The sequence below is a fragment of the Pseudogemmobacter sp. TB195 genome, assembly GCF_058313095.1.
The window spans coordinates 1-13,606 of sequence record NZ_JBZEGG010000049.1 but is presented as its reverse complement, the minus strand read 5'-3'; the positions used below and the strand labels follow the sequence as shown (position 1 = coordinate 13,606).

The 13,606-nt window shown below is 62.1% G+C and carries 14 protein-coding genes and 1 pseudogene; 8 read left to right on the top strand and 7 right to left on the bottom strand.

Annotation, left to right across the window (positions count from 1 at the left end):
• Nucleotides 1-69: 69 nt before the first annotated feature.
• The 6 genes and pseudogenes from AC4FS3_RS27695 (at nucleotide 70) to AC4FS3_RS27670 (ending at nucleotide 3,326) form a co-directional block, all read left to right on the top strand.
• A complete protein-coding gene (locus AC4FS3_RS27695) occupies nucleotides 70-555 on the top strand; it encodes a DUF6878 family protein (protein WP_491023204.1) in 486 nt (161 codons plus the stop codon).
• Nucleotides 556-566: 11 nt separating this feature from the next.
• Nucleotides 567-926 (top strand): annotated as a pseudogene (locus AC4FS3_RS27690) (DUF6915 family protein); the annotation flags it as partial.
• A 283-nt stretch (nucleotides 927-1,209) separates the two neighbouring features.
• A complete protein-coding gene (locus AC4FS3_RS27685) occupies nucleotides 1,210-1,647 on the top strand; it encodes a hypothetical protein (RefSeq protein WP_491023203.1) in 438 nt (145 codons plus the stop codon).
• Nucleotides 1,644-2,501 carry a DUF7007 domain-containing protein gene (locus AC4FS3_RS27680; RefSeq protein WP_491023202.1) on the top strand — a complete coding sequence of 286 codons (858 nt, stop codon included), beginning with the start codon at nucleotides 1,644-1,646 and terminating at the stop codon, nucleotides 2,499-2,501. The genes AC4FS3_RS27685 and AC4FS3_RS27680 overlap by 4 nt, the downstream gene beginning before the upstream one ends.
• 205 nt (nucleotides 2,502-2,706) lie before the next feature.
• Nucleotides 2,707-3,192, top strand: a complete 486-nt coding sequence (locus tag AC4FS3_RS27675; protein ID WP_491023201.1) for a hypothetical protein — start codon at nucleotides 2,707-2,709, stop codon at nucleotides 3,190-3,192.
• On the top strand, nucleotides 3,192-3,326 hold the full coding sequence (locus tag AC4FS3_RS27670; RefSeq protein ID WP_491023200.1) for a hypothetical protein: 135 nt from the start codon (nucleotides 3,192-3,194) through the stop codon (nucleotides 3,324-3,326). Before AC4FS3_RS27675 ends, AC4FS3_RS27670 begins: the two co-directional genes overlap by 1 nt.
• A gap of 232 nt (nucleotides 3,327-3,558) precedes the next feature.
• Here AC4FS3_RS27670 and AC4FS3_RS27665 read toward each other — a convergent pair whose 3' ends face one another.
• From AC4FS3_RS27665 to AC4FS3_RS27645, 5 genes are read right to left on the bottom strand one after another with little or no spacing between them, the layout of a single operon-like run.
• Nucleotides 3,559-4,284 (bottom strand): DUF6602 domain-containing protein, encoded by a 726-nt coding sequence (locus tag AC4FS3_RS27665; protein WP_124964925.1) that lies wholly within the window; start codon nucleotides 4,282-4,284, stop codon nucleotides 3,559-3,561.
• Between the two features lie 9 nt (nucleotides 4,285-4,293).
• A complete protein-coding gene (locus AC4FS3_RS27660; RefSeq protein WP_491023199.1) occupies nucleotides 4,294-5,190 on the bottom strand; it encodes a CBASS oligonucleotide cyclase in 897 nt (298 codons plus the stop codon).
• The gene (locus AC4FS3_RS27655) at nucleotides 5,190-5,693 is read right to left on the bottom strand and encodes an HORMA domain containing protein (RefSeq protein ID WP_491023198.1); all 504 of its coding nucleotides are present in this window, start codon (nucleotides 5,691-5,693) and stop codon (nucleotides 5,190-5,192) included. The genes AC4FS3_RS27660 and AC4FS3_RS27655 overlap by 1 nt, the downstream gene beginning before the upstream one ends.
• On the bottom strand, nucleotides 5,690-6,157 hold the full coding sequence (locus tag AC4FS3_RS27650; protein ID WP_491023197.1) for a hypothetical protein: 468 nt from the start codon (nucleotides 6,155-6,157) through the stop codon (nucleotides 5,690-5,692). The genes AC4FS3_RS27655 and AC4FS3_RS27650 overlap by 4 nt, the downstream gene beginning before the upstream one ends.
• Nucleotides 6,154-7,134: an AAA family ATPase gene (locus tag AC4FS3_RS27645; protein WP_124964921.1), complete on the bottom strand. Its 981-nt coding sequence runs from the start codon at nucleotides 7,132-7,134 to the stop codon at nucleotides 6,154-6,156. Before AC4FS3_RS27645 ends, AC4FS3_RS27650 begins: the two co-directional genes overlap by 4 nt.
• A 661-nt stretch (nucleotides 7,135-7,795) precedes the next feature.
• On the opposite strand from AC4FS3_RS27645, the gene AC4FS3_RS27640 reads away from it, so the two are divergent.
• Nucleotides 7,796-12,133, top strand: a complete 4,338-nt coding sequence (locus tag AC4FS3_RS27640; RefSeq protein ID WP_491023196.1) for a strawberry notch-like NTP hydrolase domain-containing protein — start codon at nucleotides 7,796-7,798, stop codon at nucleotides 12,131-12,133.
• A 1-nt stretch (nucleotide 12,134) separates the two neighbouring features.
• On the opposite strand, the gene AC4FS3_RS27635 is transcribed toward AC4FS3_RS27640, so the two are convergent.
• Both AC4FS3_RS27635 and AC4FS3_RS27630 read right to left on the bottom strand, forming a co-directional pair.
• Nucleotides 12,135-12,356, bottom strand: a complete 222-nt coding sequence (locus AC4FS3_RS27635; RefSeq protein ID WP_155046298.1) for a hypothetical protein — start codon at nucleotides 12,354-12,356, stop codon at nucleotides 12,135-12,137.
• Complete coding sequence (locus AC4FS3_RS27630; protein ID WP_226937110.1) at nucleotides 12,343-12,627, bottom strand: BrnT family toxin; 285 nt, start codon at nucleotides 12,625-12,627, stop codon at nucleotides 12,343-12,345. Before AC4FS3_RS27630 ends, AC4FS3_RS27635 begins: the two co-directional genes overlap by 14 nt.
• 56 nt (nucleotides 12,628-12,683) lie before the next feature.
• Here AC4FS3_RS27630 and AC4FS3_RS27625 point away from each other — a divergent pair.
• On the top strand, nucleotides 12,684-13,606 hold a 923-nt coding region (locus AC4FS3_RS27625), incomplete at its 3' end, for a DUF7146 domain-containing protein (RefSeq protein ID WP_491023195.1).

Here is a 13,606-nt window from a genome sequence, read left to right as displayed (position 1 = left end):
GCGAGCCTTCCGGTCCCAGAGAGAGCGCCGGTCGGCTTCACCTGTCCCTTCGCTCTCAGGAGAAGTCCCATGACCCACGAGATAGCAGCCACCCCGGAAGGCAACCTGGCGGTCGCCATGGCGCAGTTTGATGCCTCGCAACTGGCGCATCAGACGCTCAGCATCACCGCAATGGCGCAGAACAAGGAGACGCTGTTCGCGGCCATGCGCGCCGCCGGGATCTCCGAGATCATCGTCACCTTCGACGGCGCCGGCGACAGTGGGCAGGTCGAAGACATCGATGCCCGCCGTGGTGAAATCGTAGTGCCGATGCCGGACGTGTCGGTGACGCTTGCACAGGTCAGTTGGGGAATCAGCGAGATTTCGACCAGCACCATGTCGCTCTCGGAGGCCGTCGAGACCCTGGCCTATGACTTCCTCTCCGACAGCCATGGTGGCTGGGAGAACTGCGACGGTGCGTTCGGCGAGTTCCATTTCGATGCCGAGGCCGGGACGATCCTGCTCGACTACAACGAGCGATTCACCTCGTCCGAACAGTTCAACCATACGTTCTGAGGGCTGGGAATATGGCACATCCCTATCATCATGCCCTGTCCTCGGTGAAGAAATGGGGCGGCGAAGTCGAGGATTACATCGAGCTGCATTCCTGGTTCGATGCCTCGAAACTGATCCTTGCGGACTTCCGGCACCGAGCTTTGCGCCACCATGCCGAGGGCATCTTCCTCATGGAAACCGTGTTCGGCAAGACGCTGCCCCTCTCCTCCGGCCGGGTGATCCCGACCCGCTGGGTGGGCGAGCAGCATGTCCGCGAGGATCTCGGCCACATTCCGAGCTTTGCCGACTGGGCACGCGCGATCCGCCCTGAACCCTGGATGGGGCGCACGCAGAAGATCGAGGCCGAGGTTGAGCCGTTGCAGACTGCTCCGACCCGGACACCTGATCCATTCTACCCTCTTCTCGGCCTTGTCCCCGATGCCGCAGCGTTCACAGTTCTGCGCGCCGCTGCCCGCGCCTTCCATCCCACCATCCGCAAGGATCCCGGTCTCAGGCTCGCCCGGCGGCGGTTCTACCGCCAGATGCTGGTCGCCCATGCGGCTGCAGCGCCGCACGGTTCCCCCTCATCCCCGGGCACCTGACCCTTTCCTTCAGCCCAATTCCGACCAGTCCCGGCCTCGCGCCGGGCTTTCCATTTCTGACAAGGAGCCTGTCATGGCCGACTACTTCACCCACTTTTCCTGCCTGCTTGATGCGGGATCGCCCGAGAATGCCGCCAAGGCGCTTGCGCTGTTCCACCGCCTGCGCGCCGAAGAGGCGGATTCCGACGAGCCCGCGTTCAACGGCTTCGATCTCGTCCAGCAGGACGTACCGAGCGGCTCGCAACTCTGGATCCATGATGACGATCAGGGCGATGTCGAAGGTGTCATCAACTTCGTGCTGCGTCTTGCCGAAGAACTGAACCTCACCGGTCTCTGGGGGTTCGACTATGCCAATACCTGCTCCCGCCCCAGGGTCGAGGCTTTCGGCGGTGGCGCGCATGTCATCGATCTCGGTTCCCGCAAGAGCATCGGCTGGATCAGCACACATGAATGGTTGAACGCCGTTCTAAAAGGCGAGGACATCGACGCCGTGGAGGCGGTCGCAGGATGAACACCACGGTCCCGATCACCCCCGCTTCTCCCTCCTGGCATCTGCCCGTCATCGAATTTGGGCGCAGCGCCGACGGCCTGCTGGTCGCCCGTGTCGGCGACACCGCCTTCGCCATGGTGCCGACACGGCAGGGGCGGCATTTCCTGGCGACGGGCTGGCGGCTTTCTCGACCGCTCGACACATGGAAGCGCGATGACTTCTACGGCCATTCCGGCGATGTGGCGGACGAAGCCGGGTTCCGGGTGCTGGTTGCGGAAAATGCCGAACACCAGCGAGAACGCGTTGCACTCGGGCGGCGGGAGATCGCCTCTCGGGTCCATACGCCATGGGGGCCATCACAGGGCGCGACGATCTACGGCGAAGGCGTCCTCTGCCATTCCACCGCCGGACATGGCGGGTTCCAGCTTGTGCCAGAGCAGAACGACCGCGTGCATCTGCTGCTGCGATCCTCCTCCGGCTTCTACGAGGAAGACGCCGAATGGGCAGCGGTTGCGCAGGCGCTGCCGGAACTGTTCACGGGTTATGAACGCCGTCTGGCCGATGAGACGCTGCGCAATCACTGGCCCGACGCCTGGGAGGCCATACATGGCCGCTCCCTTCAGTCGGGCGAATCCCGAGCGCGGGATCGCCAGATCTTCGAGCGTCAGCACGCCGGGGACTGGATCGTGATCGCGGCGGTCGGTTCGGATCGCTTTCCCGGCTTCGTGGAAACGACTGCGACACCGGGCGGGAAGCGCGGACCGGGCATCGAGCGCTACGGCTTCCTCATCCCTTCGGCCGAATATGAACCCGGTTTGTTCGGCTTCGTGGTCGATCCCGCGCGGCATCAAGGTCTGACTGATTGCGATGGTTGACCAGCCATGCCGACAACCTCGGCCGCGCGCGTTTGGTGCGCGGCAGGGAGGGAGAGCTGGGACGGGGTAAAGCGACGGGTCATGAGGTGGGAGAGAGGCTTCCGCTGCCCGTCGTGGAGACACCGCGATGACCTATTCTGGTTCAACTGAAGGGTTTCGATCCGCCGGGCGGGTGCTGATCAGCCAGGCCCTTGCGCAGCTTCAATTGGCGCAGCGCTATCCTCTGACCGTCAGCTGTTCCGGCGAGGCGCGCTATCTCGATCCCGAGCTCGAGCAGTGGGCCTTCGAGCGCAGCGTCGATCTCGGCACCTGTGACAGCCTTGTGGATGCGATGATGCTGGTGTCAACGCGCCTTGGAAGCGGCGACGTTGCCTGTGGCGATGATCCGGCGCTCGGCTTCACGCCGCAGATGATCGCGGTGCTTGATGCGGAACATGGGTTGGTTCTCGCTGGCGAAGTCTCAAACCGGCACGTGGCCTGGTGCCAGCCCGTCGCCAGCGATACTGAAGCGCGGGCGGTGGTCACCCTGGCCTGCCGCCAGCGGGCTGAAGCGCAGCATCTCGCCGATTTGGGCAGACATGCCGAAGCCAGTGGTTTGCGCAGGCAGGCTGCCGCGACCGAAGGACGCCTGGTCGATCCGTTCTGGCGCGATGCTGCACAGCTCGCGCTTCTGCAGCGGAGGGCCGCGTGATGCCTTCGATCATCGAGATCACGGTCTATCGCTATGACGAGCTGCCGGAGGCCGCCAACAATAAAGCCGCCAGCCTCGCGGGCGGATTTTCTGCTTCGTATGTTCGTAACCTCGCCTCCATCGAGTTCGATTAGATCGCGTAAAGGGCGGAGAGCAGCCTAGCAGCACTGCGGCAAAGCAGTCGAGAAGAAACCGAGAAAGCGGTCATTCGTGCCGCGCGCAATGAGGTAACCGTATCCTGGCCAGTCGCTTGCTTTATCACAGCGCTTCGCGGCGAGCCAATGATCAGTAATACCCATGAGGTGGCCCTCGATTCTTCGACGCTTTGCACTAGCGTTGCCAGGAGTCCGCGCCACGGACAGGCGTTTAGTCGGCGAGCCATTGCCCATAGGCGTCGACGTCGATCATCGGCACCGTCCCACTGAACTGCAGGGTGGAGATGAGCTTAAAAAGGAAGGCTGTGGCGGCCTTAGTCTCACTTTCGAAGACGTAATCGGATGATGGCTTATCGTAGAAAAAATGACCATGGGACGCCACGCATCCGATGTCTAGGCGGCCATCGGAAGAATCAGCGGCCAAGGCATTCCGGAAGGAATCACCGAATGCGGGTGTCCACTCGCTCTCGAAGGTCAGCAATCCTCCCAGAATCTCAAGCGGCGGCTTGGCAGGGTAGGTGCCACCGGCGTGCGGGATGGGCAGGCTGGTGTGATGCAGGCGGCGTACGCTGGCCACCTTTTCTTGGGCATACTGGACCATGGCTTTGTCTGCCGACTGCTTAGCCTCGAACACCGCATAGACGCTCTCGGCTGGTACGATCATCTCTCCCTCGTACTTGAAGATGAATGGAGAGTACTGTCGGTCGAACACAACTACATCCATCTGCTGGCTAAATTGTCCGCGGCTGTCGACGACGAACGCTTTGTTGGCTCGGTACCGTTCGGGCAAATAGGTCTGCAGCAGGCTGATCCAAACGCCTTCACTTGCATCGCCTTTGGAACCGGGGTGTTGAATGGTCTCGCGGACGATTTTGAGGCGGGTCTGAATGTCGTTGTGAAGGCTGGAAAGCAGCTGAGGCAAAGACCAGTCGGCCATGGAATTTCCTTATGAAAGGGGGAATTTGGGGCCGAACAATTCACGCCAAGCGCGCAGCGCTTCGCCATTCCGGCCCTGGCGGGAGTGATTAATGGCAAGGGTGGCTTCGCGCGCTGCGGCACGTAGCAGAGTCTGTGCGCGTTGCTTGCGGGCCAGGTCCATACTATCGCTGATCGCTGGGCCAAGGCCTGCTGGGTCAGGCCATTTGTCGAATATGCGATCGGCAAGTGTAGAGAAGAAACCTTGCATCTCCCGGTCGAACTGACCGCCCCAAGGACCGTGCAGGCATTCCATAGCCATCACCTCAATCAGGAAGGACGGCTTCACTGGCTTCTCGCCATGCTTGGGATTGTTGTTCCAATACTTGACCATACGGACCAAACCCTTCCACTCGTTTGAATAGGCCTGATGCGCCTGAACTGCCTTGTCAGCGTGGATCTTCGGATTGGTGCCGATCCATTTGCCAAGACCATTGTCGGGGATCTGAAAATCGGATCCCTTCTCGAACGCAGGGACGACATCGACGCTGATCACACGATAGTCGGTATTGTCGTCGGCATCCGCCTTAACCCCGAAATCTACGTTTATGGACCGGTTTTGCTTGCGCGCCTTATTGCCGTATTTCTCAACAAGGGCATCGTGGAAGTCAGTCAGGATGGCTGAAGGAGCCTTCGATAGGTAATCATCCTCTGACGCTTTCATAACGAAGAAGATATCGACGTCCTTGAGGGGCTTTGTCTTGGTCCAACGTGCATAGGAACCGGTAAGGAAACTGCGGTCGATCTTGAACTTGGTGTCGAGATAGTTCCTAACTTCTTGCTGGCGGTTCGACGCGTTAGTCGTCTCCTTCTCGTTAAGCTCTAGACGGCTCTTAAACTTGCGGAAGGCCTCTTCAATGCTCAGCATTATGATCTCCGATAGTAGGACGTGGATGCGCCGAGGCCATTGTGCTCGACCGTTGTGCCGAGGCTTTGGCGAACCATACCGTCAGTGCTGCGCAGGGTGGCTGGTGCCCAACCTGCCACCTCGCCAAAACCTGCCGCGCGGGTGACGATGAAGCGATAGCGCAAACGACTCTTGTGGATGCCCGACTTTTTGATCGCGTAGCGTAGTTGGTCAGTATCGGTCCAAAAGCTGCCGTCTCCGTTCGCGCTCCAGCCGTAGGCCACCTCAATGTCCCAACGTACGATCAGTGCGTCGGTGACCGGATCGAACACCTCCAGGACTACCTTCTCGAGATGACCGGACTGTAACCAGGTCCGCATTCCAGTCTTGTAAAACTCCCAATCGCCAACGAAGGTTGTGGGGTCGAGACCGCTCAACACTATAATGTCCTTGACGCTCTTTAGCATGTTGTCAGCCAGATAGGTTGCCGAGTGTGTATAGGTGTTGACGCTGACGATGCTCATGATCCCAGAAATCCTTTCGGATCGAAGACTAGGGCTGCATTGCTGTTCTTAGAGGTTTCTACCACCTTCTCGCTGATGCTGCGGGCCGTAATACGATCGCCATGCGTTTTGAGAGCGGCTTGGACCCAAGGCAGATCCGAGTCCTGGCATGGCAGAGACACCGACCAGTCGCCCTTGAGAGGATCGTATCCGAGCGAGGTCTCATTCTCGTCAGTGCCATCAATGGCATCGTCGTCGTAAGTGCAGTAGACCCGCGTGCGCGGGCCATCGCAGGCTGCCACGATAGGTACACCCTTGGGTGCTTGGTCGGCGATGATACTGGCGGCGATGCCTTTGACTGCAAGTAGGAGGTCCTTGGCCTCCGTTCGCTCGCCTCGAGTGAGGAGGTCGACAATTGCGAGCCATGTATCCATAGAGTCTCGATGCGGCGTGCTGCGGAAGGTGCGGCTTGCTACTGTATTCATGCGCGCCCTCCAGCCGTTAAGCGGTTCTGCTTTGCAGCCTTGGCGGCGCTGATCAGATCGGTGAATGTCAACTGTTCCGGATTCATCGCGGTCGTCAAGCTACTGGCCAACGCGTTGGCAACCATCTTCCGGATGGCGCGACCATCGAGACCGATACATTCAGAGGCAACGTGGTCGAGTCCGTCTGAAGCGGCCAATCGCGCGATTGGACCGAACGTCTTACCGAGACCCGCAAGGCAGTCGCGAAGGATGAGGCTGCAGGCGTTTTTGTCCGGCAAGGGTATTGTCATGATCAGATCGCAGCGAGATGTGAACGCCGCATCCACCGCCTCAGGGAAATTGCTGGTGGCGATGAAGAGGAGATTGGGATGCGCCTCGGCCATGGCATCAAGCTGGACCAGAACCGCATCGGTGGCACGGTGGATATCAATTGGATTGGCTTCGAGGCTCATGCGTGAACGATCGGCCGCCAATGTCTCGACCTCGTCGAGCAGGACTATGGTCGGGCCATTCATTGCCGCCTCTGCGATCGTCTGAGAAAATAGCTCGGAAACGGCCTTCTGTGTTTTTCCCATGGCCGAACTGGTCAATGAATGCGGGTCTATTTCCAGAAGCCGAAACCCATCGCCTTTGAAGGACTGAGCGGTTCGGTTCGCGAGGCCACGAGCGAGTGATGTCTTGCCAGTGCCCGGGGGGCCTACGAGGAGGATGACTCCATGCAGCGGAATGACCGAGCGATCGATGACTGGACGGAGCGTAAAATTTAGCATCGCTTGAGACACGAGGCGATCCTTGACGGATGCGTCGATCAAGATGGAGTCCCACAAAGCCGCCAGCTTCTGATCGGGCAGCCTTCTGGCTCGCTGTATCCCCTTGGACGGTCCGAACTCGTCTTGCACTGCTTTTCCTATGCTCTCTGGTGATGCTTGGGTGCTGCGCCCGATGAGAACTGCAGTACCGGTGAGGTTGTCGAGCATCAGATTACGTTAACCCCTGTGCGTCAACATAAAGCGCATCAAATACAATATGTTTGCATTATAGGCACATTTATATGTGTTTAGACTTCGCTGTCGAAACAGAGCTGTTCCGAGACGATCACCGAAATGTTCGGTTCGATTTACACGTTGCCCGCAGCCGCTCAGCGAGAGCTGCATTGTCAATCTTCACGCTACATACGTGGCGCGTCAAACATGAGCGGCAGCTTTCGGGAATGCCGCGCCGCGGCGCCGGAAAATTTCGGCGGGCAGCTATCGGCCGCCTCTTACGTCGCGCGTTCGTTAAGAAATGCCATGTTGCAGGGTAATTCAGCGGCGGTGAAGCGCCCGGTGCTATAAGATGGTCCAACTGAAGCATTGAGCGGATTATGGCGTCTCCCGGCATTGCCGGGACCGGGCTCAGATCCTGACGGACGGAAGCCAGCGTCGCCGTCTTCCCCCTTTCGGGCATAGATCCCTGACGCAGGGCCCGCCTGAGATGGGGCGAGCCGAATGAAGTGCCGAGGCGATCGCGCCGAGGCTACGGGCCTGTCTTGCTCAACGTGAGAGGTCGAGAGGGGGCCGGAACGGGCAGGTTCCGGGTGGTTGAGAGAGAGCGCTGTCCGGGGCCGTCCCGTGCTCTGCTCTCCCGAGGATCTCCCCGATGAACGATCTGTCCCCCGCGACCACGGCGCAAGCGCCGGTCGCACCCTCTCCTGTTCTGTCCGCCCCCAGCATTCTCGCTGCGGCCGAGGCGCTTCTTCCGCATCTCGAACGCGGCCAGCGCATCGACAGCACCATTTTGCGTGGCGTCATGGAAACCGCGTTCGGCGCCTCAGACGCTTCCGGCCTTTGGGATTGGAAAGACGCCTACGAGGCCTGCGAAGTCGCCACGATTCTGTTCCTGCGCAAATTCGGCCGCGCGCTGTTCCGCAAAGCGGCAGCGCCCGAGGCGCGCCTCGCTGCGCTGTCGAAGATCGCGGGCCTGCTGCCGAGCCATACAAGACGCTCCGAAGAAAGCCAGGCAATGCAGCAGTTCAGCACGCCCCTTCCGCTCGGGATTGCGGCAGTCACCGCTGCGGCGATCACGCCCGCGGATGTCGTGCTGGAGCCCTCGGCCGGCACCGGCCTGATGGCAATACTTGCCGACATCGCTGGCGGCAGCCTCGCGTTGAACGAACTGGCCGAAACCCGCGCGGATCTCCTCTCTACCCTCTTTCCGGCCCTGCCTGTCACCCGGTTCGATGCCGCGCAGATACATGACCATCTCGATGCCGGGGTGGTGCCCTCGGTGGTCCTGATGAACCCGCCGTTCTCGGCGCTGGCCAATGTCACCACTCGCGTGGCCGATTCTGCTTCCCGCCATATCGCTTCCGCTCTGGCGCGGCTCGCCCCTGGTGGGCGGTTGGTGGCGATCACCGGCGCGGGCTTCGGACCTGACGCACCGGCCTGGCGCGAGACCTTCATCCGGCTGCAAGAGCATGGCCGCGTGGTGTTCACGGCGGCCGTGGATGGCGCCGTCTATGCAAAGCACGGCACCACTTTCGACACGCGGCTGACGGTGATCGACAAGATTCCGGCCGAGGATCCTTCCTCCTTCCCGGCTTCTTCTGGCATCGCCCATGACGTCGCGACCCTGCTCGGTTGGATCACAGCCCAGGTGCCGCCGCGCTGCGTGGTCGATCTGCCCCGGCCACCGGCACCGACAGCACCGGCCGCCGGCCGCACGGTGCGCTCCTATCTTGCTCGGGTCGGTGCAGCCCAGCCCGCTCGGCTTACGTTGAGCAGCCCCAACGCCGTCGAACTTGCCTATGAGGCGCTGGACTGGACACCGCCCGAGGCCGCGCGGCTCTCGGACGCGATCTATGAAGAATATGCGCTGCAGGCGATCCGGGTTCCCGGTGCGGCCCCGCATCCGACCAAACTCGTGCAATCCACTGCCATGGCGTCGGTCGCGCCGCCCCGTCCCTCCTATCGGCCACTTCTGCCCGCCGACATTTGCGCCCGTCTCTCAGACGCGCAACTCGAGACGGTGATCTATGCCGGCGAGGCGCATAGCGACCACCTCGCGGGTAGCTGGACGCTGGACGAGACCCTGGACACAGTCAGCGCCGCCGCACCGGATGCGGCTGGCGCTGTCCGCTTCCGGCGTGGTTTCATGCTTGGGGATGGTACGGGTGCCGGCAAGGGCCGGCAATCGGCGGGGATCATTCTCGACAACTGGCTGCGCGGGCGCCGCAAGGCGCTCTGGATCTCCAAGTCCGACAAGCTGATCGAGGATGCGCAGCGCGACTGGTCGGCGCTCGGGCAGGAGAAGCTGCTGATCACGCCGCTTTCCCGCTTCGCGCAAGGCAAGGCGATCACTCTGTCGGAAGGCATCCTCTTCACCACCTATGCCACGCTGCGCTCGGATGATCGGGGCGAGAAGGTCTCGCGTGTCCGACAGATCGTGGACTGGCTGGGGTCGGATTTCGACGGAGTGATCATCTTCGATGAGAGCCACGCGATGCAGAACGCCGCCGGCGGCAAAGGTGAACGCGGCGATGTCGCGGCATCGCAGCAGGGGAGGGCGGGCCTGCGCCTGCAGCACGCATTGCCTGACGCACGCGTGGTCTATGTCTCAGCCACCGGGGCGACGACGGTGCACAACCTCGCTTACGCGCAGCGCCTTGGCCTTTGGGGCGGAGAAGATTTCCCATTTGCCACCCGGGCCGAGTTCGTCGAGGCGATCGAGGCCGGCGGCGTGGCAGCGATGGAAGTCCTGGCGCGCGATCTGCGCTCGCTCGGCCTCTATACCGCGCGGTCGCTCTCCTACGATGGGGTCGAGTACGAGCTGATCGAACATCAGCTGACGGGGGAGCAGCGCCGGATCTACGATTCCTATGCAGGGGCCTTTGCGGTCATCCACAACAATCTCGACGCAGCGATGGAAGCCGCCAACATCACCGGCTCGGACGGCACATTGAACCGTCAGGCCAAATCGGCAGCGCGCTCGGCCTTCGAGAGCACCAAGCAGCGCTTCTTCGGCCATCTGCTCACCTCGATGAAGACGCCGACCCTGCTGCGCTCGATCACCGAGGATCTGGAAGCGGGTCATGCGGCCGTCATCCAGATCGTCTCGACTGGCGAGGCGCTGATGGAGCGGCGGCTGGCAGAGATCCCGACCGAGGAGTGGAATGATCTGAACACGGACCTGTCTCCGCGCGAATATGTCATGAGCTACCTGCAGCATTCCTTCCCGGTGCAGCTCTATGAGCCGTTCAGCGATGGCGAGGGCAATGTCAGCTCGCGGCCGGTGTTCCGCGATGGTGAGCCCGTCGAGAGCCGCGAGGCGGTCTCCCGGCGGGACGCCATGATCGAGCATCTGGCGGGCCTGCCGCCGGTGCCGGGGGCGCTCGATCAGATCATCCAGCATTTTGGCACCGACATGGTGGCTGAGGTAACGGGACGCTCGCGCCGGATTATCCGCAAGGGCGAAGGCCCGGCGGCGCGGCTGGCGGTCGAGAGCCGCGCGCCCTCGGCCAATCTCGCCGAGACCCAGGCCTTCATGGATGACGGCAAGCGCATCCTCGTTTTCTCGGACGCAGGCGGCACCGGGCGCAGCTATCACGCCGAACTCTCGGCGCGGAACCAGCGGTTGCGGGTGCATTATCTGCTCGAACCGGGCTGGAAGGCCGACACCGCCATCCAGGGCCTTGGGCGCACCAATCGCACGAACCAGGCGCAGCCGCCTCTCTTCCGGCCGATTGCCACGGATGTGAAGGCCGAGAAGCGTTTCCTCAGCACAATCGCGCGCCGCCTCGATACGCTCGGAGCGATCACCCGCGGACAGCGCCAGACCGGCGGGCAGGGGCTGTTCCGGCCCGAGGACAATCTGGAAAGCCCCTATGCCCGCGCAGCATTGCGTCAGCTTTACCTCCTGCTGGTGCGGGGCAAGGTGGATGGGTGTTCGCTCGAGCGGTTTGAATCCGCCACCGGCCTGAAGCTGATGGATTCAAACGGCATCAAGGATGAGCTGCCGCCGATCACCACCTTCCTGAACCGGCTGCTGGCGCTGACCATCGAATTGCAAGGCATTCTCTTCACAGCTTTCGAGCAACTGCTGGAGGCGAAGGTCGAGGGCGCGATGGCGGCGGGGATCTATGATCTGGGCCTCGAAACGCTGAAGGCCGAAAGCTTCACTGTCACCGACCGGCAGGTGATCTACTCCCATCCCGGCACCGGGGCCGAGACCCGGCTTCTGACCATCACCGAACGGCGGCGCAACACGCCGCTGCTGCTAGATGCCGCCCTTGATGAATTGGATGATCCGCGCGCCGTGCTACTGGTCAACAGCCGGTCCGGCCGGGCGGCTGTGCAGGTGCCCACCACTTCTATCATGCTTGACGATGGTGAGATCGAACGCCGTGTGCGCTTGATCCGGCCGATGGAAGCCTTCAGCATGTCGATCAGGATGATGAGTGACACGCTTTGGGTTGAGACTGACAGAAAGACCTTCTCGGCCGCATGGCGCGCGGAGGTTGCTGACGTGCCGGAATTCTCGGATGCCACGCTGCATGTGGTTTCCGGACTGCTTCTTCCGGTCTGGAAACGGCTGCCGCAGGATGAGACCCGCGTTTACCGTCTGCAGACCGATGATGGCGAGCGCATCATTGGCCGCCGGGTCTCGCCCGCCTGGGCCGCGAATGCCACCATGAGTGGCGCGTCCAGCTTGGCGCCGGAACAGGCCTATATAGCTTTGCTGGAAGGTCGGACGGTCCTAGATCTTGCCGAGGGTCTGCAACTGCGCCGCTCGCGGGTGATGGGCGCGAACCGGATCGAACTGACCGGTTTCTCGGAAGCCATGCGGGATCGCCTGCGGGCCTGGGGGCTCTTCAGCGAGATCATCTCCTGGAAGCTGCGCTTCTTCGTGCCGGTGGGTGCGAATGGCACCGACATCCTTGGCAAGCTGCTCGCGGTCTATCCGATAAGCCGTATCACCGAGCGCGAGGCGGCACGATGACCTATCCCGCCAGCGCTTTCCGCAGCGCCTCAGTGACGAAGGCGCTCTTATTGCCGACATCGTTCAACTTCGCGGCGATATCGGCGTCGATCATCAGGTTCATGCGAACCTTCTTGTCGCCCGGCAGCAATGCCGGGCGACCACGCCGGGCTGTGGCGAAGAAGCTGTCACCGAGATCGCCGACCTCGCCATCGCTGTCGATCAGGGGTCTATCCTTGTTCATAGCGCTTCCTTTCCCTTGCGTTGGCTTTGCGCAGGCTGATCACCCGCAGCGCGTTGCCGCGGATACACCAGGCGACCACGCAAAGCCGGTCCTGGATCGGGACGAGGCTGACGAAACGGCGCTCGCCATATTCCTCGCGCAGATCCTCGGCGGTCAGGGCATCATCCCAACGCGCTGCGGCAACATCGGCAAAGTCGAGGCCCCGCTCCTGCAGGGTACGCGCGCGTTTGTCTTCGTCCCAGTTCAGATCCATGCGCTCAAGATAGGGCAACTTGCCTCGCGGTGCAATAAAGGTGTGTATGATTATTCTTGGCAGGAGGCGGCGTAATGGCTCGCATCGTTGCCGCCGATCTGTCGCAGCGTCTCGGCCAGCAGGCCGAGGCGGTGTGCCGGCACTACCTTTCAAATGGCCGCAAACAAGGCAACTATTGGCAGGTCGGCGATGTGCGCAATGAACCGGGGCGGTCGATGTTCGTCCGCCTCACCGGGCCAGCCTCGGGCAAGGGGGCAGCGGGCAAGTGGACTGACGGTCAGAGCGGGGAGCATGGCGATCTGCTCGATGTGATCCGCGAAACCCTTGGCCTCAGCGACTTCGCCGATGTGGCCGAGGAGGCCCGGCGGTTCCTCAGCCTGCCGCAGCTGGAACCGGCACCGGAGCCGAAGAGGCTCAGATCGGCACCGGCACCCTCCGGTTCACCTGACGCTGCAGAACGGCTCTGGCGCATGTCGAGGTCCATCCGGGGCACGCTGGCCGGCACCTATCTGCGCAAACGCGGCCTGACGGATCTGCGCGACACGGACAGCCTCCGCTTCCACCCTGACTGCTATTACCGTCCGGGGGGCGAGGGTCCAACCGAGACCTGGCCCGCGCTGATCGCCAGGATCACCGACCTCGAAGGCAAGCTCACCGGCGTCCACCGCACTTGGCTCACCCGCGATGGCAGCGGGAAAGCGCCTCTCGATCCTCCGCGCAAGGCGATGGGGGACCTGCTCGGCAACGCGGTCAGGTTCGGTCAGGCGCAGGATGTCATGGCGGCAGGGGAGGGCATCGAGACCGTGCTCTCGCTGCGCCAGATCTTACCAAAGATGCCGATGGTCGCGGCTCTCTCGGCGGGACATCTCGCAGCCATCCTGTTCCCGGCAACTCTGCGCAGGCTCTACATCATCCGCGACAATGATCCCGCCGGCGACAGTGCGCGGGACAGCCTGGTCGCCCGGGCACACGAGGCCGGGATCGAACCCATCACGCT

Excerpts from the sequence above, each read along its gene's own strand:
- AC4FS3_RS27645 (WP_124964921.1), bottom strand. The coding sequence starts at position 7,134 with ATGCTCGACAACCTCACCGGTACTGCAGTTCTCATCGGGCGCAGCACC.
- AC4FS3_RS27635 (WP_155046298.1), bottom strand. The coding sequence starts at position 12,356 with ATGAACAAGGATAGACCCCTGATCGACAGCGATGGCGAGGTCGGCGAT.
- AC4FS3_RS27695 (WP_491023204.1), top strand. The coding sequence starts at position 70 with ATGACCCACGAGATAGCAGCCACCCCGGAAGGCAACCTGGCGGTCGCC.
- AC4FS3_RS27655 (WP_491023198.1), bottom strand. The coding sequence starts at position 5,693 with ATGAGCATCGTCAGCGTCAACACCTATACACACTCGGCAACCTATCTG.
- AC4FS3_RS27665 (WP_124964925.1), bottom strand. The coding sequence starts at position 4,284 with ATGGCCGACTGGTCTTTGCCTCAGCTGCTTTCCAGCCTTCACAACGAC.
- AC4FS3_RS27680 (WP_491023202.1), top strand. The coding sequence starts at position 1,644 with ATGAACACCACGGTCCCGATCACCCCCGCTTCTCCCTCCTGGCATCTG.
- AC4FS3_RS27650 (WP_491023197.1), bottom strand. The coding sequence starts at position 6,157 with ATGAATACAGTAGCAAGCCGCACCTTCCGCAGCACGCCGCATCGAGAC.
- AC4FS3_RS27670 (WP_491023200.1), top strand. The coding sequence starts at position 3,192 with ATGCCTTCGATCATCGAGATCACGGTCTATCGCTATGACGAGCTGCCG.
- AC4FS3_RS27640 (WP_491023196.1), top strand. The coding sequence starts at position 7,796 with ATGAACGATCTGTCCCCCGCGACCACGGCGCAAGCGCCGGTCGCACCC.
- AC4FS3_RS27685 (WP_491023203.1), top strand. The coding sequence starts at position 1,210 with ATGGCCGACTACTTCACCCACTTTTCCTGCCTGCTTGATGCGGGATCG.
- AC4FS3_RS27660 (WP_491023199.1), bottom strand. The coding sequence starts at position 5,190 with ATGCTGAGCATTGAAGAGGCCTTCCGCAAGTTTAAGAGCCGTCTAGAG.